Origin of the sequence: Pseudoxanthomonas winnipegensis, from assembly GCF_030322905.1 — a bacterium.
In the GTDB taxonomy this organism is placed as follows: Bacteria; Pseudomonadota; Gammaproteobacteria; order Xanthomonadales; family Xanthomonadaceae; genus Pseudoxanthomonas_A; species Pseudoxanthomonas_A winnipegensis.
In genome coordinates this window covers 1852297-1875097 of record NZ_CP095475.1, presented here as the reverse complement: position 1 = coordinate 1875097, position 22801 = coordinate 1852297, and the positions used below count along the sequence as shown (strand labels likewise).

The following is a 22801-nucleotide window of genomic DNA, read 5'->3' as shown; positions in this document are numbered from 1 at the left end:
CACCCGCACCGCACCGCCGCCCATGGCCAAGCCCTCCGGCTCCCGTCTTGTCGTCTATGCCGCGCTGGCCGGCAATCTGGCCATCGCCGTGGCCAAGTTCATCGCGGCGTGGCTGTCGGGCAGCTCGGCCATGCTCAGCGAGGGCGTGCACTCGCTGGTGGACACCATCAACGAGGTGCTGCTGCTCTACGGCCTGCACCGCGCGGAGAAGCAGGCCGACCCTACCCACCCGTTCGGCTATGGGCGCGAGCTGTACTTCTGGAGCTTCATCGTGGCGCTGCTGGTGTTCGCCGCCGGTGCCGGCGTGTCGGCCTACGAAGGCATCGCGCATATCCGCCAGCCCGAGCCGGCCAGCAACCATCTGGTGAGCTACATCGTGCTGGGCGTGTCGATGCTGTTCGAGGGCGGCTCGTGGTGGGTGGCGCTGCGCGAGTTCCGCGCGAGCAAAGGCGAGCTGGGCTATTTCGAAGCCTTCCGCCGCAGCAAGGATCCGTCCACCTTCACCGTGCTGCTGGAAGACAGCGCCGCGCTGCTGGGGCTGGGCTTCGCGCTGGTCGGCCTGGTCGCCGCACAGGTGCTGGACATGCCCGTGCTCGACGGGGTGGCCTCGCTGTGCATCGCCGCGGTGCTGGCGGTGGCCGCCTTCATGCTGGCGCGCGAGACCAAGGGCCTGCTGATCGGCGAGCCGGCCCAGCCCGGCATCGGCAAGAGCATCCTGGAGATCGCCAACGCCGACCCCGAGGTGGGCAACGCCAACGGCGTGACCACCATCCAGATGGGGCCCAACCAGGTGCTGGCCACGCTCAGCGCCGAGTTCGAGGACACGCGCACGACCGAGCAGATCGAGGCCTGCGTGACCCGCATCGAGGCGGCGGTCAAGGCGCGCTATCCGGAGCTGGTGGCGCTGTTCATCAAGCCGCAGACCGAGGCGGTCTACCGCGCGCGCCGCGCCGCATTGGCCCCTGCCGCGCAATGAGGTAAAACGGCGGCGCCCGTTTCTTACGCGTCCATGAAGGACCGATGCAATGCGCCCGATCCTGCTGGCGTGGCTGCTGAGCCTGCCTTTCTGCGCCGCGCACGCGGCCGACCTCGCCCGCACGCCACCGGCGCCTGGCTGCCTGGATGCGCGCCGGATGACCGAGGTCCGCCAGGTTGATGCACGCACGCTGGCCGTCGTTGCGCACGACGGACGGCCCTACCGGCTCGGGCTGCAGTCCGACTGCCCCGGCGCGGATGCCGCGAGCGACGCGCGCCTGTTCGGCGCACAGGGCTGGATCTGCAACGGCGCACCGGCCTATGTGCAGATCGACGGGCGACGCTGCGCGGTCGCCAGCGTCGAGCCGCTGGACGCCAAGGCCCATGCGCGGCTGATGCAGCAGGCCGATCGGGACGCCATGGCCACGCTCGATCCAGTCAAGGTGATCGGCCCGCAGCGCGGCGCCGGCTTCCGAGGCTCACCGAGCTATTGCTTCGCACCGCGCTACCTGCGGTCCTGGTCGAGCGATCCGGACGGGCTGCTGGTGGAGGTCTCGCGCCGCCATCCGGGCGGGCATCGCTGGTATCGGGTCGAGCTCACCGGCAGCTGTCCGATGCTGCAGCGCAGCCCGGCGCTCGCGTTCCGCTCGGGCCTGGACCTGGGCATGATCTGCGGCAATCCCGGCGATGTGGTGCTGGGCGATGCGCGCCCGCAAGGCTTCGCCCAGTCATTGCCGGCAGGCGGTTGCGGCATCGCCACGGTCTATCCGGTCGACACGCATAAATGAACGGGCTGCGGTTGTGTCGGCGCCGGCTTTTGCCTAGGGTAGTGGCGTGTCCTTCTCCTTCGCGTCGTGAAGCCACCGACGTGCTCCCCTCAACCGTTCACGGATGTTTTTCATGGAAATCCAGGATGGCCGCGTGGCCACGATCCACTACACCCTCACCGGCGACGACGGCAGCGTCATCGACCAGTCCGCGCCGGATACGCCGCTGAGCTATCTGCATGGCGCCAGCAACATCGTGCCGGGCCTGGAGAGCGCGCTCACCGGCAAGCAGGTCGGCGACAAGGTCCAGGTCGACGTGCCGCCCGAGCTGGGCTACGGCCCGCGCCACGAGCAGCTGCAGCAGGTGGTGCCGCTGGGCGCGTTCCCGACCGGCGCCAACATCATCCCGGGCATGCAGTTCGAGGCCCATGGCGAGCACGGCCCGCTGGTGGTGACCGTGGTCCAGGTCGGCCCGGACGAGGTCACCGTCGACGGCAACCACCCGCTGGCCGGCAAGACCCTGCACTTCGCGGTCGAGGTGACCGACGTGCGCGAGCCCACGGCCGAGGAACTCAGCCACGGCCACGTGCACGGCCCGGGCGGCGCGCACCACTGATCCATCCGCCATCGCGGCGCGCTGCATCCCGACACCCCGGCCCTCGCGCCGGGGTGTCGGCGTTTGCGGGGTTCTCGTCGTCGTGATCGCCACGGCGCCACAATGGCGCCATGCCGCCTGCCGCCTCCGTCTCGCCCAGCCCCCGCCCCAGCCTGCGCGAGCGCTTCGCCGCGATGCGCAACGTGCCGCCCTTCCTGCGCATGGTCTGGGCGACCAGTCCGTGGCTGACCGTGGGCAGCCTGGGCCTGCGTCTGATCAAGGCGCTGCTGCCGATCGCCGCGCTGTACGTGGGCAAGCTGATCATCGACGAGGCCGTGCGCCTGGTCGGCGCGGGCATTCCGCTGGATTCGCTGGCCGATGCGCTGTCCAGCGGCCGGCTCACCCGGCTGATGGAACTGCTGGCGCTGGAATTCGTCCTGGCGATCGGCTCGGACCTGCTGGGCCGGGCGATCAGCTACGCCGACACGCTGCTGTCCGAGCTGTTCACCAACGCCACCAGCATCCGGCTGATGGAGCACGCCGCCACGCTGGATCTGGAGGACTTCGAAGACCCCGAGCTGCAGGACAAGCTGGATCGCGCGCGGCGCCAGACCATGGGCCGCATGAACCTGCTCAGCCAGCTGTTCGGCCAGGTCCAGGACACCGTCACCGTGATCAGCTTCGCCATCGGCCTGCTGGCCTATGCGCCATGGCTGATCGCGCTGCTGGTGGTGGCGCTGGTGCCGGCCTTCGTCGGCGAGTCGCACTTCAACGCGGTGGGCTATTCGCTCAACTTCCAGTGGACGCCCGAGCGCCGCCAGCTCGAATACGTGCGCCAGACCGGCGCCAGCGTCGAGACCGCCAAGGAGGTGAAGATCTTCAACCTCCACCGCTTCCTGATCGAACGCTACCGCAGCCTGGCGCAGAGCCTGTTCGCCGCCAACCGCGCGCTGGCGCGTCGGCGCGCCCTGTGGGGCACGGCGCTGGCGGCGCTGGGTTCGCTGGGCTACTACGTGGCCTATGCCTACATCGCCTGGCGCACGGTCAAGGGCGATTTCTCGATCGGCGACCTGACCTTCCTGGCCGGCAGCTTCCTGCGCCTGCGCCAGCTGCTGGAGGGCCTGCTGGTGGGCTTCTCGCAGGTCGCAGGCCAGGCGCTGTACCTGGACGATCTGTTCTCCTTCTTCGCCATCCAGCCGGAGATCACCTCGCCGGCCGAGCCGGTGCCGTTCCCGCAGCCGATCCGGCAGGGCTTCGTGTTCGAGAACGTCGGCTTCCGCTATCCGGACGCGCAGCACTGGGCGGTGCGGCATCTGGATTTCGAGCTGAAGGTCGGCGAGGTGCTGGCCCTGGTCGGTGAGAACGGCGCGGGCAAGACCACCCTGGTCAAGCTGCTGGCGCGGCTGTACGACCCGGACGAGGGCCGCATCCTGCTGGACGGGCGCGACCTGCGCGAGTACGACCTGGACGAACTGCGCGCCAATGTCGGGGTGATCTTCCAGGACTTCGTGCGCTACTACCTCACCGCCAGCGAGAACATCGGCGTGGGCCGGATCGAGGCGATGGACGATGCCCCGCGCATCCGCGCCGCCGCGCACAGCGCGCTGGCCGACCAGGTGATCGAAGGACTGCCGGGCGGCTACGAGCAGCTGATCGGGCGGCGCTTCAAGACCGGCGTGGACCTGTCCGGCGGCCAGTGGCAGAAGATCGCCATCGCCCGGGCCTACATGCGCCAGGCGCAGGTGATGATCCTGGACGAGCCCACCGCCGCGCTGGATGCGCGCAGCGAGTTCGAGGTGTTCCAGCGCTTCCGCGAACTGTCCGAGCAGCGCACCGCGGTGCTGATCTCGCATCGATTCTCCTCGGTGCGCATGGCCGACCGCATCCTGGTGCTGCACCTGGGCCGGATCGAGGCGGTCGGCACCCACGAGAGCCTGCTGGCCGAAGGCGGTCGCTATGCGGAGCTGTTCGAGCTGCAGGCCGCCGGCTATCGTTGATCGCCTGGCTCGAGGAGTTCCCATGCAACCCACCATCGTCCGCACCGCCGCCCTGCTGGCCTGCCTGCTGTGCCTGCCCGCCCTGGCGCAGACCCCGGCGCCGGGCAGCGAGGGCTGGAACCCCGCCGACATCGCCCAGGCCAAGGCCCAGGCCGATCGCGACGAGGCCTCGCTGCCCCCCGATCTCGGCCAGGCCATGCGCGCGGCGCAGCAGGACACGCTCGAACGCGGCGTCGCCGCCTGCGCCTCGCCGAAGGCCGACACCACCCCGTTCGTGATCGTCGCCCGGCTGGATGCGCGCGGCGGCATCGCCCGCACCTGGCGCAAGGGCGATACGCCGCTGGCGATCTGCCTCGACCGCTTCCTGCGCGGCCGCGTGCTGCTGGCCCCGCCGCGCGCGCCGTTCTTCGTGTCCTTCGAGCTCAGCTTCACGCCGTGACCGAGCCGGTGCGCATCCGGCCTGCGCACGTCGAGGACGCCGAGGCCATGAGCGCGGTGCTGCGGCAGATCATCGCCGTCACCGGCCGCGAGCGTCCGAGCGACCCGGACACGGTGCTGGCCCGCTACATCCAGAACCCTGCGCGCCTCCAGTGCAGCGTCGCCCAGGACGCGCAGGGGCGCATGCTCGGCTTCCAGTCGCTGATCCGGGCCACGGCGGGCAATCCCTACGACGTTCCGGAAGGCTGGGGGATCATCGGCACGCATATCAGTCCCCGGGCGCACCGGCTCGGGATCGGCAAGGCGCTGTTCGCGGCCAGCCGGCAGGCGGCCATCGCGGCGCGGCTGGAGAAGATCGATGCCTACATCGGCGCGGACAATCCCGCGGGCCTGCGCTACTACGAGGCCATGGGGTTCCGCACCTACCGGGAACCGGCGGGCATCGTGCAGAAGTGCTTCGTTGTGACGCGCGCGCCGCCCGAAGCGATCTGACGGATCGCCGTTGGACAGCAGTGCAGGCGGCGCCAGAGGCCGCCCTGCCCGGCCTCACACCGCGCGCGAGTGCCGCCCCTCCAGGCCACCCCGGGCCAGGTAGCGATCGAAGCGCATCGCCACCAGGCGCAGCAGGCCGCGCCCGCGTGCGGTGACCTGGATGGCCTCCGGTGCGACCTGCACCAGGCCGTCGCGCACCAGCGGCGCCAGCGCATCGATCTCGTCGCGGAAGTAGTCGTCGAAGCGGATGCTCCAGGCGCGCTCGACCTGTTCGGCCTCCACCCGCCCGCCGCACATCAGCCGCTGGATCACATCGGCGCGGATGGCGTCGTCCTCGTCCAGCAGCACGCCGCGCATCGTCGGCAGCCGGCCGGCGTTCAGCGCCGCCTCCCAGGCGGGCAGCTCGCGCGGGTTCTGGCTGTAGCTGTCACCGACATGGCTGATGGCGCTGACGCCGAAGCCCAGCAGATCGGTCTGCGCATGGGTGGTATAGCCCATGAAGTTGCGGTGCAGGCTGCCGCGGCGCAGCGCCAACGACAGCGCGTCGCTGGGCAGGGCGAAATGGTCCAGGCCGATGTATTCGTAACCGGCCGCGCGCAGCCTGCACACCGCCAGTTCCAGCAGCGCCAGCCGGCCTTCGGCATCGGGCAGCGCGTCCTCGTCGATCTGCCGCTGCGCGCGGAACAGCGCGGGCATGTGCGCATAGCCGTACACCGCCAGCCGATCCGGACGCAGTTCCAGGGTCTGGTCCAACGTGCGGGCGAAGCCCTCCAGCGTCTGGTGCGGCAGGCCGTAGACCAGATCCAGATTGATCGACCCGATGCCGTGGGCGCGGCAGCCGGCGACCACCGCATAGGTCTGCTCGAAACTCTGCACGCGGTTGATCGCATGCTGCACGCCGGGCGAGAAGTCCTGCACGCCGAGGCTGGCGCGGGTGAAGCCGCAGGCGCCCAGCGCGGCCAGATGCGCCGGCGTGGTGGTGCGCGGGTCCAGCTCGATGGAGATGTCGCGGTCGGCCGCCTGGCTGAAGCGGAAATGGTGGCGCAGGCCGTCCACCACGCGCGTGAGCTGCGCCGCGTCGAGGAAGTTGGGCGTGCCGCCGCCGAAGTGCAGCTGTACCACCTCACGGTCGGGCTCGAACAGCGCCGCCACCTGCGCGATCTCGCGCTCCAGGTGGCGCACGTAGCGATCGCCGGCCAGCGGGCTGCGCGTGATCACCCGGTTGCAGCCGCAGTAAAAGCACGGACTGGCGCAGAACGGCACGTGCACGTACAGCGACAGCTGCCGCGAGTAGTGGCCCACGTTGCTCTGCCGCGCCTGCTCGGCGAACTGCGTCGGCCCGAACGCCGCATCGAACTGCAGCGCACTGGGATAGGAGGTGTAGCGCGGGCCATTGACGCCGTAGCGCCGCAGCAGGTCGGCGTCGAAGGACCAGTCGCCGGATTCGGGAAGGGCGGGATACATGCGCCCATGGTCGCGGCCCGGCGCGCCGGCCGCCTTGACTTGGATCAACCCGGTTCGGAGTTTTGTTTCAGTCTTGGCAGGTCGCCGTTCCTACCCGAACTCAGGGCGAGGAAGCGCGAAATTGAAGTTCCTTCCGCAGACGGGCGATGAAATCGAACTGCGCCCGCGGAAAAGGCAACGCGCACGGTGTTGCCGCTTCAATCTAGCGAACTGCCCAGAAGCGAAGGACGCCCCCCAACTCAAGCCAGCTCGAAGCGGTCCGCATCCAGCATCGCCGGGAAATGCGCCCGGTGCGCCAGCAGCGCCTGCGCCGAGACCGCCGCGTAGGTCAGCCCCTCGGCGGCATCGGCCTCGGCCAGCGGCTGGCCCAGGGCGTCGAGCACCACGCTGTCGCCGGAGTAGCTGAGGTTGTTGCCGTCGGTGCCGACGCGGTTGACCGCGGCCACCACGCACAGGTTCTCGATCGCCCGCGCGCGCAGCAGCGTCTGCCAGGCGTAGCGGCGCGGCGAGGGCCAGTTGGCGACGAACAGCTGCAGATCGAAATCCAGCTGCCCCGGGCGCTCGACATCGAAGCGATTGCGGCAGAACACCGGAAAGCGCAGGTCGTAGCAGACCTGCGGATTGATCCGCCAGCCTTTCCATTCCACGCTCAGGCGATCGCGGCCCGGCGCATAGCGCTGATGCTCGCCGGCATAGCGGAACAGGTGACGCTTGTCGTACCAGGACAGCCCGCCATCGGGCGTGGCCCACAGCAGGCGGTTGAACACGCCCTCCTCGGTGCGCAGCTGCACGCTGCCGGTGACCGCCGCGTCCAGCTGCCGCGCCTGCTCGACGATCCAGGCCACGGTCGGCCCGTCCATGCCCTCGGCGCGATCGATGGCGTCGTTGGAGAAGCCGCTGGTGAAGGTCTCCGGCAGGATCACCAGGTCGGCCTTGCCGGCCGCCGGCGCGATCAGCTCGCCGTAATAGCTGCGGTTGCCGGCCGGGTCGTGCCAGCGGGTCGCGCCCTGGACCAGGGCAATGCGGAGGTCTTGCATGGGCGTGCTCTTCGGAACGGGGGCTTGGGAGTCTGGACCTGAAGATTACGCTCAACCCGGACGACGCGATCACGCGTCGACCGCTTCGATGCCTCGCCGTTCAAGAATTCATCCCTCGTCATTCCCGCGAACGCGGGAATCCAGCGCCTTGAACGCTTGCCGCGAAATCCCTGGGTACCCGCCTGCGCGGGAACGACGGATGAGGCGTTCCCGAGGCCGCGCACGCTTCTGCCCCCTCCCTTTGGCCGCTAGGCCAAGGGGAGGGCTGGGGAGGGGTCGCTCTTCGCGGGAAGGCCAAAGAAAAGGCAAAGACAAAAGCAAAAGCACCCCCTCCCAACCTCCCCCTTCGCTTCGCGAAAGGGGAGGAGCCGTCTCCACACTTCTGGAAGAACGGAGACGACGAGTGCGCCTTCCCTGCCCTCAGAGCTTCACCAGCCGCTCGATCGCCGCATCCAGCGTGGCGGCGTTCTTGGCGAAGCACAGCCGCGCCAGGCGCTGGCCGGCGGGCGGGGTCTCGTAGAACGGCGACAACGGGATCGCGGTGACGCCGTGCTCGATCGTCAGCCACTTCACGAACTCGATGTCCGGCAGGTCGCTGACCGCCGAATAGTCCACCAGCTGGAAGTACCCGCCCGGCACCGGCAGCGGCTTAAGCCGGGTGCCCAGCAGCTGCTCGCGGAAACGGTCGCGCTTGGCCTGGTAGAACGCGCCGAGCTGCTCATCGTGCTCCGGCTCGGCCTGCAGCATCGCGGCGAAGGCGTGCTGGGCCGGGGCGAAGCTGGTGAAGGTGTTGTACTGGTGGACCTTGCGGAACTCGGCGGTCAGCGCCGGCGGGGCGATGGCGTAGCCGATCTTCCAGCCGGTGCAGTGGTAGGTCTTGCCGAAGCTGGACACCACGAAGGCGCGTCGCGCCAGCTGTGGCCAGCGCAGCACGGACTCGTGCACGCGGCCGTCGAAGACGATGTGCTCGTAGACCTCGTCGGACACCAGGAAGATGTCGGTGCCTTCCAGCAGGTCGCTCAGGGCCTGCAGGTCGGCCTTGCCGAACATGGCGCCGGAGGGGTTGTGCGGACTGTTGACCATGATCAGGCGCGTGGCCGGCGTGATTGCCGCGCGCACCTTGTCCCAGTCCACCGCGAAGGTCTGCGGGTCCAGCGCCACGTGCACGGCGCGCGCGCCGGCCAGTTCGATGGCCGGCTCGTAGCTGTCGTAGGCCGGGTCGAGCACGATCACCTCCTCGCCCGGGCGCACCACGGCGTGGATGGCGTTGAACAGCGCCTCGGTCGCGCCGCTGGTCACGGTGATCTCGGTGTCCGCGTTCACCTGCGCGCCGTAGCAGCGCAGCACCTTGGCGGCGATGGCCTGGCGCAGCGGCGCCACGCCGGTCATCGGCGGGTACTGGTTGTGGCCGGCGCGCATGGCGCGGTCCAGCTCGTCCACCAGCCGCTGCGGCACCGGGAAATCGGGGAAGCCCTGCCCCAGGTTGACCGCGCCGTGCTCGGCGGCCAGCTGCGACATCACGGTGAAGATGGTGGTACCCACGCGGGGCAACTTGGTCTGCGGCTGCATCGGTCCGGAAGAGGGCGGGCGGTGGGGGCCGCAAGTGTACGCAATGACGTCGGGCACGCCGGTGACCCGGCCCGGGCCGGGGCCCCCACGACCTTGGTCTGACTGGCGCGGGCGCCGCGCCATGCCCATGATCAGCGCCATGGACGGGGAACTGGAACAGACACCACCGGCGCTGGGCGACCTGGCCCGGCTGTATGCCGCCGCGCACTACTTCGTGGTGGTGGGGCGCAAGGAATGGCTGTTCCAGGTCGGCCAGTCGGCCGCCGACGTGGAGCGCCAGCTCGGCGCGCGCAGCTACCAGTTCGTCACCGCCTGGAATCCGCGCTCCTGCCCGGCCGGCGAGGCGCGCAACCTGGAGGCCGCCCAGGTCCTGGAACAGCGCCTGCGCGAGACCAGCCTGAGCATCCACCGCGCCCTGGGCTGCAATGCGCAGGGCGGCGCGGTGGAGCACGGCTGGCTGGTGCTGGACGTGGGCTGGGACCAGGCCGACGCGCTAGCGCGCGACTTCGGCCAGGCCGGCACGCTGTACTGGCTGGCCGGCGAACCGGTGCGCCTGCGCATGCAGGCCCCGCGCCCGCACGATGCGCCCGACGACATGTTCACCGACTGGACGGGCTGAGCGGCGCGCGCGCCCCACGGTCCCAGTTCCCGGGCAGGCCGCGATCGACGACCTCCCCTAGAATGCGGCCGATGACGTCCGATGCCCCGCGCCCGCCCATGCTGTCCGTCCAGGCGCTAGCCTTCAGCCGCAACGAGGAGCCGGTGTTCGGGCCGCTGGCGTTCCAGCTCGACGCCGGCGAGGCGCTGCTGGTCCAGGGCGGCAACGGCGCCGGCAAGACCACCCTGCTGCGCGTGCTGGCCGGCCTGCTGCGCGCCGACGCCGGGACCATTGCGCTGGAAGGGCGCCGCGCCGATGCGCATGCGCGTTCGCTGGCGATGGCCTACCTGGGGCACCTGCCGGCGCTGAAGGGCGACCTGGGCGCGCTGGAGAACCTGGAGTTCCTGTGCGGCCTGCACGGGCGCCGCGCCACGCTCACCCCGGCCCAGGCCATGGCGGCCACCGGCCTGGCCGGCTACGAGGACACGCTGGCCCGGCAGCTGTCGGCCGGGCAGAAGAAGCGCCTGTCGCTGGCCCGGCTGTGGCTGTCACCGGCGCCCTTATGGCTGCTCGACGAGCCCTACGCCAACCTCGATCTGGACGGCATCACCCTGGTCAACCGGATGATCTCGGCGCATCTGGCGCAAGGCGGCGCGGCCCTGGTCACCACCCACGGCGCCTACGCCGCCCCGCCGGTGCGCACCCGGCAGCTGCTGCTCGCCGGGCGCGAGCAGGTCGCCGCGTGAGTTCGCCCACCCTGCCCGGCACCGCCGCCGCACTGCTGCGCCGCGACCTGCGGCTGCTGTGGCGCCGGCGCGGCGACGCTCTGCAGCCGGCCCTGTTCGCCCTGCTGGTGGTGGTGCTGTTCGCCCTGGCGCTGGGCGCCAACCCGCAGCTGCTGGCGCGGGTCGCGGCGGCGGTGCTGTGGCTGGCCGCGCTGCTGGCCGGGCTGCTGACCCTGGACAGCCTGTTCCGCGGCGATGCCGAGGATGGCTCGCTGGAGCAGTGGATCCTGGCGCCGGTGCCGCTGGCCTGGCTGGTGGCGGTGCGGGTGCTGGCGCACTGGCTGGCGACCGCCGGCCCGGTGCTGATCGCCACCCCGCTGCTGGCCGAACTGCTGTACCTGCCGCGCCCGCTGCTGCCGGTGCTGATGGCCTCGCTGGCCCTGGGCACGCCGCTGCTGAGCCTGCTCGGCGCAGTGGTGGCCGCGCTGACCGTGGGCATGCGCCGGGCCGGGGTGCTGCTGGCCCTGCTGACGCTGCCGCTGTACGTGCCGGTGCTGGTGTTCGGCGCCGGCGCGGTGGCCCGAGCCGCGGAAGGGCTGGACCCGGGCTTCGCCCTGCTGATGCTGGCGGCCGGCCTGGCGCTGGCCATCGTGCTGGCGCCGCTGGCGGCGGCCGCGGCGCTGCGCATCGCCACCGAGTAGGCCTCGCTTCCACCTGCCCGAGCGCGCCCCACCCGCCGCGGCGCTTCCCTTTCCGGCCCCGACTGTCAGACCATCGGCCAGTTCCACCCATTACAGTGATCGCGCGATCCTGTGCCCCACACCTGCACAGCGCCTCGCGCGGTCCAGCCCCCAAGCCTTCGCCCGCTTCCACGTCCCAACCCTCACCGGAGTTCGAAACATGCGTCCCTACCTGATCGCCGCCGCCATCCTCGCCGCGTCCGCGTCCTGTGCGTCCTTTGGCGCGCGCGCCGCCACCTGCTCGGCCGACCTGGAAGGCAACGACATGATGAAGTACAGCCTGACCAACATCGATGTGCCCAAGAGCTGCGCCAACTTCACCATCAACCTCAAGCACACCGGCAAGCTGGCCAAGACCGTGATGGGGCACAACGTGGTGATCGGCAAGACGGCGGACATGGCCGGCATCGACAGCGACGGCATGAAGGCCGGCGCGCCTGCGGACTACGTCAAGGCCGGCGACGCGCGCGTGGTGGCCCACAGCAAGCTGATCGGCGGCGGCGAGAGCACCTCGGTCAGCTTCCCGGTGGCCAAGATCGCCAGCGGCGGCCCGTATTCGTTCTTCTGCAGCTTCCCCGGCCACTCGACCCTGATGAAGGGCACGCTGACGGTCAAGTAAGCCGGCGCGCGCGGCCCGGGCGTCCCCGGGCCGAGGCGGCCGCGGTGTGCGGCGCAGCGTGGCGGCCGTCCTCGCTTTTGGTGGACAATCCGGGCACCGCCGCGCCGCCCACCCTGGCTGGCGCGGCCTCGGCATTGCCTTCGCCCGACGGGTGCCAGCTGGCGTCTTTCCGCAAGCCCCACGAGTCTCGATGTCCCAGAACAATGCGCTAGTGCTGTGGTTCCATCGGCTCGGTTCGCCGCCGGTGTTCGATCGCTTCGCCGCGCGCTGGGCGCCGTGGTGCTTCGGCATCGGCCTGGTCGCCATGCTGGTGGGCCTGTGGCAGGCCTTGTTCGTGGTGCCGGCCGACTACCAGCAGGGCGACAGCTTCCGCATCCTCTACATCCACGTGCCCGCCGCGTGGATGAGCCTGTTCGTGTTCGGGCTGATGGCGCTGTACGCGGCCATCGCCCTGATCTGGCGCATCAAGCTGTGCGAGATCCTGGCCATGGCCTGCGCGCCGATCGGCGCGGCCTTCACCGTGATCACCCTGGCCACCGGTTCGATCTGGGGCAAGCCGATGTGGGGCACCTGGTGGGACTGGGACCCGCGCCTGACCACCGAGCTGATCCTGCTGTTCCTCTACCTGGGCGTGATGGGCCTGTACGGTGCCATCGAGGACCGTCGCGCCGCCGCCCGGGCCGCCGGGCTGTTGGCCATCGTCGGGGTGGCGCTGCTGCCGGTGATCCGCTATTCGGTGGTGTGGTGGAACTCGCTGCACCAGGGCCAGACCATCAGCCTGATGGGCCCCTCGCACATGGACGCCAGCATGATCACGCCGCTGTGGATCATGGTGCTGGCGACCAAGGCCTGGTTCGCCGGCTCGCTGCTGCAGCGCGCGCGCCTGGACAACCTGCGCCGCGAGGCCGGCAAGGACTGGGTGCTGCGGCTGGCGGAGGCGCGCCCGTGAGCTATCTGCCCTACGTCATCGGCGCCTACGCGGTGTTCGTGATCGTGCTGGCCTGGGACTTCCTGCTGCCGCGCCTGCAGCTGCGCCAGCTGCTGCGCAGCGCGCGTCAGCGCCAGGCCCGCGCCCAGGCCCGGCGCGTGGCCGCGCCCGCGCAGACCGAGCTGCCGCGATGAATCCGGTCCGACGTCGCCGTCTGCTGCTGGTCTGCGCGCTGCTGGTGGCCGCGGGCCTGGCCACCGCCCTGGTCGCCGCGGCGCTGTCGCGCAATGCCAACTATCTGTTCACCCCGGCCGAGGTGCTCTCCGGCCAGGCCGGTGAGCATGCGCGCTTCCGCCTGGGCGGGATGGTCGAGCGCGGCTCGTTCCAGCGCGCGCAGGGCTCCATGGAGGCGCATTTCCGCGTCACCGACGGCGATGCGCAGCTGCCGGTGGTCTATACCGGCATCCTGCCGGACCTGTTCCGCGAGGATCAGGCGGTGGTCGCCACCGGCTCGATGCAGGGCGGTCAGTTCGTCGCCACCGAGGTGCTGGCCAAGCACGATGAGACCTACATGCCCAAGGAAGTCGCCGACAAGATGGGCAAGGCGCATCAGAAGCACCAGGTGAAGCAGTGAGGTCTGGCAGGGGCGGGACCGGGGACCGGGGACCCGGGACCCGGGAAGGCGGCACCCCAAGGTCTGAAGCGGCTGCGCGCCCTCACCTATCATCGTTGCGCGCGTCGTCGCGTCCAGGCTGCACCGAGCTTTCGCCTTTCTCTTTTTCCGGGTCCCGGGTCCCCGGTCCCCGGTCCCGGCTTCACCATGCTTCCTGAGCTCGGCCAGTTCGCCCTCATCCTCGCGCTGCTGGTGGCCCTCGTGCAGGCGGTGCTGCCGGCGCTGGGGGCGCAGCGCGGGCGCGTGGCGTGGATGGCGATCGCGCGGCCGGCGGCGATCGCGCAGCTGGCCGCGGTGTTCGTCGCGTTCGCGGCGCTGACCGCCGCGTTCGTGCAGCAGGACTTCTCGGTGCGCTACGTGGCCGAGAACTCCAATTCGCTGCTGCCGCTGGTCTATCGCTACACGGCGGTGTGGGGCTCGCACGAGGGCTCGCTGCTGCTGTGGGCGCTGGTGCTGGCCGGCTGGAGCGCGGCGGTGGCCTGCTTCTCCGCGCATCTGCCGCAGGTGGTGGTAGCGCGCGTGCTGGCGGTGATGGGTGTGGTGGCGGTGGGCTTTTTGTCCTTCCTGCTGTTCACCTCCGATCCTTTCGTGCGGCTGCTGCCCTCGCCCGGCGAGGGGCGCGATCTCAATCCGCTGCTGCAGGACCCGGGGATGATCATCCATCCGCCGATGCTCTACATGGGCTATGTGGGCTTCGCGGTGCCCTTCGCCTTCGCCGTGGCCGCGCTGCTGGACGGCACGCTGGATGCACGCTGGCTGCGCTGGACGCGGCCGTGGACCAATGTGGCCTGGGCGTTCCTGACCGGCGGCATCGCGCTGGGCAGCTGGTGGGCGTATTCGGAGCTGGGCTGGGGCGGCTGGTGGTTCTGGGACCCGGTGGAGAACGCCAGCTTCATGCCCTGGCTGGCCGGCGCGGCGCTGATCCATTCGCAGGCGGTGACCGAGAAGCGCGGGTCTTTCCGCGGCTGGACGCTGCTGCTGGCCATCGCCGCGTTCTCGCTGTCGCTGCTGGGCACCTTCCTGGTGCGCTCGGGCGTGCTGACCAGCGTGCATGCGTTCGCGGCCGATCCCACGCGCGGGCTGTTCGTGCTGGTGTTTCTTGGCATCGTGGTCGGCGGCTCGCTGCTGCTGTACGCGCTGCGCGCGCCGCAGATGGGCGACGGCAAACCGTTCGCGGCCAGCTCGCGCGAGACCCTGCTGCTGGCCAACAACGTGCTGCTGGCCTGCGCCTGCGCGATGGTCGCGCTGGGCACGCTGTATCCGCTGCTGGCCGATGCGCTGGACCTGGGTAAGATCTCGGTCGGCCCGCCCTACTTCAGCCTGCTGTTCCTGCTGCTGATGGCGCCGCTGGTGCTCCTGCTGCCGTTCGGGCCGTTGTTCAAATGGCAGCGCGAGCAGGCCTCGCGCGTGGCCGCGCTGCTGGCGCCGTGGGCGGTGCTGGCGCTGATCGGCGGCGGCATCGCGTACTTCATCGCGCCGCAGGGCCAGTGGAAGACGGCCGCCGGCATCGCCGGGGCGCTGTGGGTGGCCGCCGGCACGCTGCGCTTCGTCTGGCAGCGGCTGCGCGCGCAGGGACGACTGACCGCCGAGATGCTCGGCATGAGCCTGGCGCATCTGGGCATCGCGGTCTTCCTGGTCGGCGCGCTGCTGGTCGAGGCGCTCAACGTGCAGCGCGAAGTGGCGCTGCGGCCCGGCCAGACGGTCGAGGTCGGCCACTACGGCTTCACCTTCGAAGGCGTGCAGGAAAGCCGCGGCCCCAACTACGTCGCCGACCGCGGCACGCTGCAGCTGACCCGGCGCGATACGCCGCTGCAGACCCTGCATCCGGAGAAGCGCGCCTACGCCAGCGGCGGTCAGGTCATGACCGAATCGGCCGTGCGCCCGGGCGTGCTCGGCGATGTCTACGTGGCGCTGGGCGAACCGCTGGGCAACGGCGCCTGGGCGGTGCGCATCCAGGTCAAGCCGATGGTGCGCTGGATCTGGGCCGGCGCGGTGCTGATGGCCTTGGGGGGGCTGGTCAGCGCCAGCGATCGCCGCTTCCGCCGCCGTCCGGAGGCCACGCCATGAGCGCATCGGCCGAGCGTCGCGGCATCTCGCGTGGGGCGCTGATCATCGGCGCGCTGTGCCTGGCCGCGCTGTTCGCGCTGCTGCTGGTGGCCGTGCAGCGCTCCGACCGCCCCGATCGCCAGGCCTTGCCCTCGGCGCTGATCGGCCGCCCCGCGCCGGCCACGGTGCTGCCGCTGCTGCACACGCCGGGCAGCACCCTGGATCTGGCCACGTTGCGCGGCCGGCCCTACGTGCTCAACGTCTGGGGCAGCTGGTGCCCGGAGTGCCGGGTCGAACACCCGACCGTCAGCGCGCTGGCGCGCTCGGGCCAGGTGCGCGTGATCGGCTATGCGTTGAAGGATGACCCGGCCGATTCGCTGCGCTGGCTGCAGCAGTTCGGCAACCCGTACGAGGCCGTGGTCAGCGACGTGGAAGGCAAGGCCTCGCTGAACTGGGGCATCTACGGCGCGCCGGAGACCTTTCTGGTCGACGCCGGCGGCATCGTGCGCTGGAAGCATGTCGGCCCGCTCGACCAGGCCATCGTCGAGCGCGAACTGCTGCCGGCGCTGGCCGCCGCGGAGCGGGCGCGATGAAGGCGCTGCTGCGCGCCCTGCTGCTGATCGTCCTGGCCGCGCCGCTGCTGGCCTGGGCCCAGGTCAGCGATCCCACGCCGCTGCAGTTCCGCGATCCGGCGCAGGAGGCGCGCTTCAACGCGCTCACCCACGAGCTGCGCTGCGTGATGTGCCAGAACCAGTCGCTGGCCGATTCCAATGCGCAGATCGCCCACGACCTGCGCCGCGAAGTGCTGCAGCTGATGAACGCCGGCCAGAGCGATGCGCAGATCAAGACCTATCTGGTCTCGCGCTATGGCGAGTTCGTACTGTATCGCCCGCAGGTCGAACGCAGTACGTGGCCGCTGTGGTTCGGGCCCTTGCTGCTGCTGGTGGTCGGCATGCTGATCGTCGTGCGCGTGGTGCGCCGGCGCAGCGCGAGCGGCCCGCCGCCGGCCGACGACGGGCAGGAGTGGTGATGACCGGTTTCGTGATCGCAGCCGCCGTGCTGACCCTGCTGGTGCTGGGCGGCGCACTGTGGCCGCTGTGGCGCGGCGCGCCGAAGCTGGCCACCGGCCTGGTGGTCGCCCTGGGCGTGTGCGCGTTCGCGCTGTACCGGCTGCTCGGCACGCCCGCCGCCCTGGCGCCGCAGGCCAGCCAGGCGCCGACGACGATGGAAGACGCCATCGCCCTGCTCAAGGAACAGCTGCGGCGCGATCCGCAGGCCGCCGAAGGCTGGCAGCTGCTGGGCCGCACGCTGGCCGCGCAGGGCAAGGCCGTCGAAGCGCGCGAGGCCTTCGCCCGCGCCGTGGCGCTGCTGCCCGAGGATGCCAACGCGCTGGTCGAGGCGGCGCAGTCGCGCAGCCTGGCCGATCCGCAGCGGCGCCTGGACGATCAGGCCGTGGCCATGCTCGAACACGCGCTGCGCATCGATCCGGCGCAGCAGCGCGCGCGCTGGTTCCTCGGCGTAGCCCAGCGCCAGCGCGGCGCCGCCGCGCAGGCCGCCGCCACCTGGGAGCCGCTGCTGGCCCAGGTCGACACCGCCACGGCCAACAGCCTGCGCGAGCAGATCAACGCGGCCCGCGCCGAGGCCGGCCAGCCGCCGCTGACCGCCCCGGCGAGCGCGCCTGCCGCCGCGGACGAGGCCAACGCGGTGCGCGTGCGGGTAACGCTGGACCCCGCGCTTCCGGCCGCCGCACGCCCGCCGGCCGACGCCACGGTGTTCGTGATCGCGCGCATCCCGGATGGCCCGCCGATGCCGGTGGCCGTGCAGAAGCACACGCTCGGCCAGCTGCCGCTGGAGATCCGCCTGAGCGACGCGGACAGCCCGATGCCCACGCAGAAGCTTTCCGCACTGCGCGAGGTCGAACTCATCGCCCGCGTCTCGGCCAGCGGCAACGCGCAGCGCAGCGCCGGCGATCTGGAATCGGCGCCGGTGCGCGTGCGCCTGCCGGCCCAGGCGCCGGTGACGCTGGTGATCGGCAGCGGCGCGCGCTGAAGGCGCCCTGGATCATCGGCACGCTGCGTTGCCAGATCGACGCAACCGGCGCGACGCGTCGCGATTTGCCCACCGGCTACACTGACGCGATGACCGAATTCATCCCCCCCGGCACGCGCTGGCACGCGCTGTCCTCGCCCTTCCCGATGAAGCGCGGCGGCGCCCTGCACGGCGCGCGCATCGCCTACGAGACCTGGGGCACGCTGTCGCCGGCGCGCGACAACGCCATCCTGATCGTCACCGGCCTCTCGCCCGATGCGCATGCGGCCTCCAGCGCGTTGGACGACACGCCGGGCTGGTGGGAGGCGATGCTCGGCCCGGGCAAGGCGATCGACACCACGCGCTGGTTCGTGGTGTGCGTCAACTCGCTGGGCAGCTGCAAGGGCTCGACCGGACCTGCGTCGATCGACCCGGCCACCGGCCAGCCGTATCGCCTCACCTTCCCCGACCTGTCGATCGAGGACGGCGCCGCCGCTGCCGTGGAGGTGGTGCGCGCGCTCGGGATCGAGCGGCTGGCCTGCGTGATCGGCAACTCGATGGGCGGCATGACCGCCCTGGCCCTGCTGCATGCCAACCCCGGCATCGCGCGCAGCCATGTCAACATCTCCGGCAGCGCGCAGGCCCTGCCCTTCTCCATCGCCATCCGCTCGCTGCAGCGCGAGGCCATCCGCCTGGACCCGCTGTGGAACGGCGGCGACTACAGCGAGCACGCCTATCCGGAAAGCGGCATGCGCATGGCGCGCAAGCTGGGCGTGATCACCTATCGCTCGGCGCTGGAATGGGACGGCCGCTTCGGCCGCGTGCGGCTGGAATCCGACCGCCCGGACGAGGAGCCGTTCGGCCTGGAGTTCCAGGTGGAAAGCTATCTGGAAGGCCATGCGCGTCGCTTCGTGCGCCGCTTCGACCCCAACTGCTATCTGTATCTGAGCCGCTCGATGGACTGGTTCGACCTGGCCGAATACGCCGCGGGCGGCGACGTCCTGCAGGCGCTGGCCACCATCAAGCTGGACAAGGCGATGGCCATCGGCGCCACCACCGACATCCTGTTCCCGCTGCAGCAGCAGGAACAGATCGCCTCGGGCCTGCGCGCCGGCGGCGCCGACAGCAGCTTCGTCCCCCTGCCCTCGCCGCAGGGCCACGACGCCTTCCTGGTCGACTTCGCCCGCTTCGACCCGGCGGTGCGGGGGTTTCTGGCGGGGCTGTGAGCCGGACGGGAAACGCACGCTCGAGGCAAGGACGGCCCGCTGCGGCGGCAGTTGCAACCAGTCCTTGCGGATGATCCCGATGGGAGGAACTGTTTCTTCCGATCACGTCGCGACCTCCTTGTAGAGCGGAGCTTGCTCCGCTGCTCTGCGTTCGGTTCGCGGGGAAGGCCCCAGCGGAGCAAGCTCCGCTCTACAGGGCGGCCGGACACGAAGCGCCGCGTCCGGCCGGGTCGAGGCTGGTTGGCGAAGTCCGCTCACCGAATCCGCACGCCTGTGAAGAGCCCAAAAGAAAACCGGCTCCTCGCGGAGCCGGCTCTTGTTGCAGCTGCCGCAGTCGCGTCGGCTTACCAGTCGTAGGCCGCCGAGAACTGCACGTAGCGCGGGGACTGGAACGCGTACGGCAGGCCGTAGGTGTTGGAAACGGTGTAGGCCGCCGTTTCCGAGGTCCAGCCCTGCGAGGTGATGCCGTGGGAATTGAACACGTTGAACGCGTTCAGACCCAGGCGCAGCTTGTGATCGAAGTAGCCCGGCGCATACACCACGCCCAGATCCCAATCGTGCGTCCACGGCAGGAACTTGGTGCCGGGAGAAGCCGACTTGCCGAAGCAAGTATGGTAGGCCGCGCCATAGTTGCCCGCCGGATCGGCCGGACCGCCGTCGGCATTGTCGTTCTCGTCGATGCTGCCATCCGGGTTGTAGTAGCCGAAGCAGTTGGCCGGCGCACCCGCCATCAGGCGCGCGCTGACGCCCACCGACCAGTCGTCGTTGAAGGCGTAGCTGCCATGCAGCTTGATCTGATGGCGATGGTCGTTGGCCAGATAGCCATCGGCGTACTTCATGATCGCCGCGATATCCCAGTTCTCCGACGTGGACACACCATTGTCGTGGCTGTCGCTGCCCTGCCCGGTATCCGAATTGGCCGGACCCTCGGTGTTGCCCTGCAGCTTGGAGTAGGTGTAGTCCACGCGGAACTCCCACTTGCCGTCGAACGGATGCTCCAGGAACAGATCGATGGCCTTGTAGGTGCGCTTCATCGGCGACGGCCAGCCCCAGTCGCTGGGGTTCATGGTCAGCTTGGTGTAGGTGCCGGTGGGATTGCCGTTGGCGTCGATGTTCTGCAGGTTGAAGGTGTTGCTGGCGCTGGGGTTGCCCAGGAAGCAGCCCGGGATGTCGACGCCATCGGCCACGCTCTGGCCCTGGGTCGCGGCGAGCTTGTTGTACATCGTGCCCGGATCGCAGATGTCGTCCACGGCCGACTTCAGGTCGCGATAGGTGACCTTGGCGCCGAAGGCCCAGGACGCACCAAGCGTCTTCTCGAAGCCCAGGATGTATTCGTCCTGGTACTCGCTCTTGAGGTTGGTGGGCGCGATCGTGTTGGGGTCGACGGGCTTGCCGTCCTCACCGTTGAGCACCAGCACCGTACTGGCCTGATCGGTCACCGGGGCGCCGGTATTGGGGTTGATGCCGGTGTAGGTGAAGTACTGGCGGGTGAAGGTGGAGGGCGAAGCGCCACGCAGCGCCACCGCATTGGGCAGCGCCAGGAAGTAGCGCCCCGCGTTGGCGAACAGCTTGAACGAGGAATCCCCGAACACATCCCATGCCGCGCCGATCCGCGGCGCCCACTGGTTACCGCTGTCCACGTAGGGCTTGCCGACGTTGTTGTAGTTGGTGAACTTGTCGTTGCGCAGACCCACGGTCAGCAGCAGGTTGTCCACGACCTGCCACTTGTCTTCCAGGTAATAGGCATCCTGCTTGAGGGACATGCTGCTGGCGTCGGTGTAGAACGTGTTGCTGACGTAGTAGCCATTGGACGCGGCCAGGCTTGGAATACCGTAGGCCGCCAGCGCCCCCATGTTGTTGGTGTGGGAGTAGCGCCAGTTGTTGACGTACTGGGTGATGCCCTCGTTGTCCGACGAGAACTTCATGTTGTCCACGCCCAGGGTCAGGGTGTGGTCGCCCACCACCCACTGCAGATCGGCGCGCAGGCCGTGGCTGCGATCGATGGCGTTGGTACCGCCGGCGGTGAGCGTGTTGGGAATGGTGACGCCGCTGATGTCGGCCACGGCCGGATTCACCGTGGCCTGCGAGGCGGTGACCATGTCGATGCCGGCCGACACCTGCGGATTGATCGCCTTGTAGGCCTGGCGCGTGCGGCCGTAGGTGGCGTCGAAGGTCAGGCTGTCGGTGAGATAGCCGGTGTACTTGAGCACCGACAGGTCGTTGGTCAGGTAGGTCGGCGTGATCGAATTGAGCACGTTGCCGATGGCCTGGGTATCGAAGTCGTAGCCGTAATCGGTGCCGCGCTCGTTGGTCTTCTCGTGCAGATAGGTGTATTCGAGCAGGTTGCTGTCGTTGATGTTCCAGTTCAACTTGGCGTACAGCTTCGGATTGGTGCTGCTGTAGCGCTCGTAGGTCGCCGGCGCGGCCTGGCTGGGCGACCCGGTCGCGGTGTCGACCTTGTCGGTTTCTGCGGAGATGAAGCCGAACAAGGTGTCGCGGATCAGTGGACCGCTGACATAGCCGCTGTAGGTGCTCTCCCAGCGCTCGTGCTGATTGCCCTTGTCGTAGAGCGTGCCCGCCAGCTGCGGCGATTCGTAACCGTACTGATAGGGCTTGCCGGTGTCGGGATTGACCGGGATGTTCGGATTGGCATTGGCCGCGCTGAAATCCATGTTCGGGTAGTAGCGATCCGGATTGTTGGAGCGCAGGCCCTTGGGCGAGAACGTGATCTGGCCGCCGAAATGCAGATCGTTGCTGCCGCTCATGCCGATGCCGTTGATCACGCCGCCGTCGGAACGACCGTACTTGGCGCTGTAGCCGCCGGTGTAGGTCTCCTGCTGGGCGATCGACCCGTAGGGCAACGTATAGCCACCGACATTGGTCATCGGGTTGCCGGTGAAGAAACCATTGATGTAGTAGGCGTTCTCCGCCACCGACGCGCCGCCGAAGGACACGCTGTTGCCGAAGTAGTAGCCGTTGCCCGACGCGGTCCCCGGCGCCAGCAGCGCGATGGCCTCGGCCGAACGCGGGATCGGCAGGCGCTTGAGCTGCTCGGCGGTGATCACCGTATGGGTATCGGTGGCGGTCACGTCGATCTTCGGCGCGGACGCGCCGGTGACCCGGACCGTTTCCAGCGTCGCGGCGTTGCCGCCGAAGGACGCGTCGACCGCACTGCCGACCGTGACGATCACCGACTTGCTGCCGCCCTCCTGCGAGGTCACGGTGTAGGACCCCACCGGTAGCGAGCTCAGGCTGTAACGGCCATCGGCATCGGCCGTGACCGTGCGACTGAAGCCGCTGTTGTTGCTGATGGTCACGGTGGAACCCGGCTGGACGGTGCCGCGGATGCTGCCGCTGGTGCTCTGCGCGTGGACGACGCCGGCAAAGCACATCCCCAGCGCCGCACTCAACGCCGTGCGCTTCATGGTCTTGGCGAATTTCATCGAAAGATCTCTCTGGTTGACAGGTAGGAGCAAGGCCATCCGGCTGTCTTTCGTACTGCTTCCCAGCCGGGAATGCGTGGGTCTTGGGACAACCTCCGCAACACGAGAGTAACGAGAAACTCACAAAAAATTACAAATCGGTCATCTTTTTTTTGTGCCTGTTTTCGCTACATTTGACGGTGTTTTTCAAGAATTTGTCTGCCAAGTCGCGTCATGCAATCGACATGGTTTCAGTTGTCCTGAATGACGGCATCTGCCCCATTCGACACCGACCGTGCCTTGATTGACCGTCTCCTCTTAAAGTCCATTGAGGGCACGGAGGACGTTCTCTTCCGCAGTTTGCCGACGCCTCGACCGCGCTCACAGCACCCAACGCGCCATGTCCATCCAAGCAACCAGGCCGAGCGCGCCAGACGCACAAAAGCGAGGCCGGCGATGTCA

General features: G+C 69.5%; 22 protein-coding genes. 18 read left to right on the top strand and 4 right to left on the bottom strand.

The window, feature by feature from the left end:
* The first annotated feature begins 22 nt into the window (after positions 1-22).
* The 6 genes from MWN52_RS08310 (at position 23) to MWN52_RS08285 (ending at position 5264) form a co-directional block, all read left to right on the top strand.
* Positions 23-976 carry a cation diffusion facilitator family transporter gene (locus MWN52_RS08310; RefSeq protein WP_286577430.1) on the top strand — a complete coding sequence of 318 codons (954 nt, stop codon included), beginning with the start codon at positions 23-25 and terminating at the stop codon, positions 974-976.
* Positions 977-1025: 49 nt separating this feature from the next.
* Complete coding sequence (locus MWN52_RS08305) at positions 1026-1763, top strand: DUF6491 family protein (RefSeq protein WP_286577429.1); 738 nt, start codon at positions 1026-1028, stop codon at positions 1761-1763.
* Positions 1764-1875: 112 nt separating this feature from the next.
* On the top strand, positions 1876-2358 hold the full coding sequence (locus tag MWN52_RS08300) for an FKBP-type peptidyl-prolyl cis-trans isomerase (protein ID WP_130519530.1): 483 nt from the start codon (positions 1876-1878) through the stop codon (positions 2356-2358).
* Between the two features lie 110 nt (positions 2359-2468).
* Positions 2469-4334 carry an ABC transporter ATP-binding protein gene (locus MWN52_RS08295; protein ID WP_286577427.1) on the top strand — a complete coding sequence of 622 codons (1866 nt, stop codon included), beginning with the start codon at positions 2469-2471 and terminating at the stop codon, positions 4332-4334.
* A gap of 22 nt (positions 4335-4356) precedes the next feature.
* Positions 4357-4773, top strand: coding sequence for a hypothetical protein (locus MWN52_RS08290; RefSeq protein ID WP_286577426.1), 417 nt, complete (start codon positions 4357-4359; stop codon positions 4771-4773).
* Positions 4770-5264, top strand: coding sequence for a GNAT family N-acetyltransferase (locus MWN52_RS08285; RefSeq protein WP_286577425.1), 495 nt, complete (start codon positions 4770-4772; stop codon positions 5262-5264). Before MWN52_RS08290 ends, MWN52_RS08285 begins: the two co-directional genes overlap by 4 nt.
* Before the next feature lie 54 nt (positions 5265-5318).
* Here MWN52_RS08285 and hemN read toward each other — a convergent pair whose 3' ends face one another.
* The 3 genes from hemN to MWN52_RS08270 all read right to left on the bottom strand — a co-directional run bounded on the left by hemN (position 5319) and on the right by MWN52_RS08270 (position 9334).
* The gene (gene hemN, locus MWN52_RS08280; RefSeq protein ID WP_286577706.1) at positions 5319-6728 is read right to left on the bottom strand and encodes an oxygen-independent coproporphyrinogen III oxidase; all 1410 of its coding nucleotides are present in this window, start codon (positions 6726-6728) and stop codon (positions 5319-5321) included.
* A gap of 239 nt (positions 6729-6967) precedes the next feature.
* Positions 6968-7765 (bottom strand): amidohydrolase, encoded by a 798-nt coding sequence (locus tag MWN52_RS08275; RefSeq protein WP_286577424.1) that lies wholly within the window; start codon positions 7763-7765, stop codon positions 6968-6970.
* A 420-nt stretch (positions 7766-8185) separates the two neighbouring features.
* Complete coding sequence (locus MWN52_RS08270) at positions 8186-9334, bottom strand: pyridoxal phosphate-dependent aminotransferase (protein ID WP_130531075.1); 1149 nt, start codon at positions 9332-9334, stop codon at positions 8186-8188.
* A 121-nt stretch (positions 9335-9455) separates the two neighbouring features.
* Here MWN52_RS08270 and MWN52_RS08265 point away from each other — a divergent pair, with 121 nt between their 5' ends.
* The 12 genes from MWN52_RS08265 (at position 9456) to metX (ending at position 18917) form a co-directional block, all read left to right on the top strand.
* Positions 9456-9953: a DUF3293 domain-containing protein gene (locus MWN52_RS08265; RefSeq protein WP_286577421.1), complete on the top strand. Its 498-nt coding sequence runs from the start codon at positions 9456-9458 to the stop codon at positions 9951-9953.
* A gap of 62 nt (positions 9954-10015) precedes the next feature.
* Complete coding sequence (ccmA, locus tag MWN52_RS08260; protein WP_425608097.1) at positions 10016-10678, top strand: heme ABC exporter ATP-binding protein CcmA; 663 nt, start codon at positions 10016-10018, stop codon at positions 10676-10678.
* Positions 10675-11358 carry a heme exporter protein CcmB gene (gene ccmB, locus MWN52_RS08255; RefSeq protein ID WP_286577418.1) on the top strand — a complete coding sequence of 228 codons (684 nt, stop codon included), beginning with the start codon at positions 10675-10677 and terminating at the stop codon, positions 11356-11358. Before ccmA ends, ccmB begins: the two co-directional genes overlap by 4 nt.
* Positions 11359-11557: 199 nt before the next feature.
* Entirely contained in the window at positions 11558-12016 is a 459-nt protein-coding gene (gene azu / locus MWN52_RS08250) for an azurin (RefSeq protein WP_286577417.1), read from the top strand.
* 190 nt (positions 12017-12206) lie between these two features.
* Positions 12207-12965 carry a heme ABC transporter permease CcmC gene (gene ccmC / locus MWN52_RS08245; protein ID WP_286577416.1) on the top strand — a complete coding sequence of 253 codons (759 nt, stop codon included), beginning with the start codon at positions 12207-12209 and terminating at the stop codon, positions 12963-12965.
* Positions 12962-13138 (top strand): heme exporter protein CcmD, encoded by a 177-nt coding sequence (gene ccmD / locus MWN52_RS19610; protein ID WP_130522326.1) that lies wholly within the window; start codon positions 12962-12964, stop codon positions 13136-13138. The genes ccmC and ccmD overlap by 4 nt, the downstream gene beginning before the upstream one ends.
* Positions 13135-13578 (top strand): cytochrome c maturation protein CcmE, encoded by a 444-nt coding sequence (ccmE, locus tag MWN52_RS08240; RefSeq protein ID WP_130522325.1) that lies wholly within the window; start codon positions 13135-13137, stop codon positions 13576-13578. The genes ccmD and ccmE overlap by 4 nt, the downstream gene beginning before the upstream one ends.
* Positions 13579-13764: 186 nt before the next feature.
* Complete coding sequence (locus MWN52_RS08235) at positions 13765-15684, top strand: heme lyase CcmF/NrfE family subunit (RefSeq protein ID WP_286577415.1); 1920 nt, start codon at positions 13765-13767, stop codon at positions 15682-15684.
* Positions 15681-16256: a DsbE family thiol:disulfide interchange protein gene (locus MWN52_RS08230; protein ID WP_286577414.1), complete on the top strand. Its 576-nt coding sequence runs from the start codon at positions 15681-15683 to the stop codon at positions 16254-16256. Before MWN52_RS08235 ends, MWN52_RS08230 begins: the two co-directional genes overlap by 4 nt.
* A 5-nt stretch (positions 16257-16261) precedes the next feature.
* Positions 16262-16693, top strand: a complete 432-nt coding sequence (locus tag MWN52_RS08225; RefSeq protein ID WP_286577705.1) for a cytochrome c-type biogenesis protein — start codon at positions 16262-16264, stop codon at positions 16691-16693.
* Positions 16693-17712, top strand: coding sequence for a tetratricopeptide repeat protein (locus tag MWN52_RS08220; protein ID WP_286577412.1), 1020 nt, complete (start codon positions 16693-16695; stop codon positions 17710-17712). Before MWN52_RS08225 ends, MWN52_RS08220 begins: the two co-directional genes overlap by 1 nt.
* An 89-nt stretch (positions 17713-17801) precedes the next feature.
* Entirely contained in the window at positions 17802-18917 is a 1116-nt protein-coding gene (metX, locus tag MWN52_RS08215) for a homoserine O-acetyltransferase MetX (protein ID WP_286577411.1), read from the top strand.
* Between the two features lie 344 nt (positions 18918-19261).
* Here metX and MWN52_RS08210 read toward each other — a convergent pair whose 3' ends face one another.
* Positions 19262-22360 carry a TonB-dependent receptor gene (locus MWN52_RS08210; RefSeq protein ID WP_286577410.1) on the bottom strand — a complete coding sequence of 1033 codons (3099 nt, stop codon included), beginning with the start codon at positions 22358-22360 and terminating at the stop codon, positions 19262-19264.
* Between the last annotated feature and the right edge of the window lie 441 nt (positions 22361-22801).

Coding starts and splice junctions, on each gene's coding strand:
- MWN52_RS08310 (WP_286577430.1), top strand. CDS start 23: ATGGCCAAGCCCTCCGGCTCCCGTCTTGTCGTCTATGCCGCGCTGGCC.
- MWN52_RS08305 (WP_286577429.1), top strand. CDS start 1,026: ATGCGCCCGATCCTGCTGGCGTGGCTGCTGAGCCTGCCTTTCTGCGCC.
- MWN52_RS08300 (WP_130519530.1), top strand. CDS start 1,876: ATGGAAATCCAGGATGGCCGCGTGGCCACGATCCACTACACCCTCACC.
- MWN52_RS08295 (WP_286577427.1), top strand. CDS start 2,469: ATGCCGCCTGCCGCCTCCGTCTCGCCCAGCCCCCGCCCCAGCCTGCGC.
- MWN52_RS08290 (WP_286577426.1), top strand. CDS start 4,357: ATGCAACCCACCATCGTCCGCACCGCCGCCCTGCTGGCCTGCCTGCTG.
- hemN (WP_286577706.1), bottom strand. CDS start 6,728: ATGTATCCCGCCCTTCCCGAATCCGGCGACTGGTCCTTCGACGCCGAC.
- MWN52_RS08275 (WP_286577424.1), bottom strand. CDS start 7,765: ATGCAAGACCTCCGCATTGCCCTGGTCCAGGGCGCGACCCGCTGGCAC.
- MWN52_RS08270 (WP_130531075.1), bottom strand. CDS start 9,334: ATGCAGCCGCAGACCAAGTTGCCCCGCGTGGGTACCACCATCTTCACC.
- MWN52_RS08265 (WP_286577421.1), top strand. CDS start 9,456: ATGCCCATGATCAGCGCCATGGACGGGGAACTGGAACAGACACCACCG.
- ccmA (WP_425608097.1), top strand. CDS start 10,016: ATGCGGCCGATGACGTCCGATGCCCCGCGCCCGCCCATGCTGTCCGTC.
- azu (WP_286577417.1), top strand. CDS start 11,558: ATGCGTCCCTACCTGATCGCCGCCGCCATCCTCGCCGCGTCCGCGTCC.
- ccmC (WP_286577416.1), top strand. CDS start 12,207: ATGTCCCAGAACAATGCGCTAGTGCTGTGGTTCCATCGGCTCGGTTCG.
- ccmE (WP_130522325.1), top strand. CDS start 13,135: ATGAATCCGGTCCGACGTCGCCGTCTGCTGCTGGTCTGCGCGCTGCTG.
- MWN52_RS08235 (WP_286577415.1), top strand. CDS start 13,765: ATGCTTCCTGAGCTCGGCCAGTTCGCCCTCATCCTCGCGCTGCTGGTG.
- MWN52_RS08230 (WP_286577414.1), top strand. CDS start 15,681: ATGAGCGCATCGGCCGAGCGTCGCGGCATCTCGCGTGGGGCGCTGATC.
- MWN52_RS08220 (WP_286577412.1), top strand. CDS start 16,693: ATGACCGGTTTCGTGATCGCAGCCGCCGTGCTGACCCTGCTGGTGCTG.
- metX (WP_286577411.1), top strand. CDS start 17,802: ATGACCGAATTCATCCCCCCCGGCACGCGCTGGCACGCGCTGTCCTCG.
- MWN52_RS08210 (WP_286577410.1), bottom strand. CDS start 22,360: ATGAAATTCGCCAAGACCATGAAGCGCACGGCGTTGAGTGCGGCGCTG.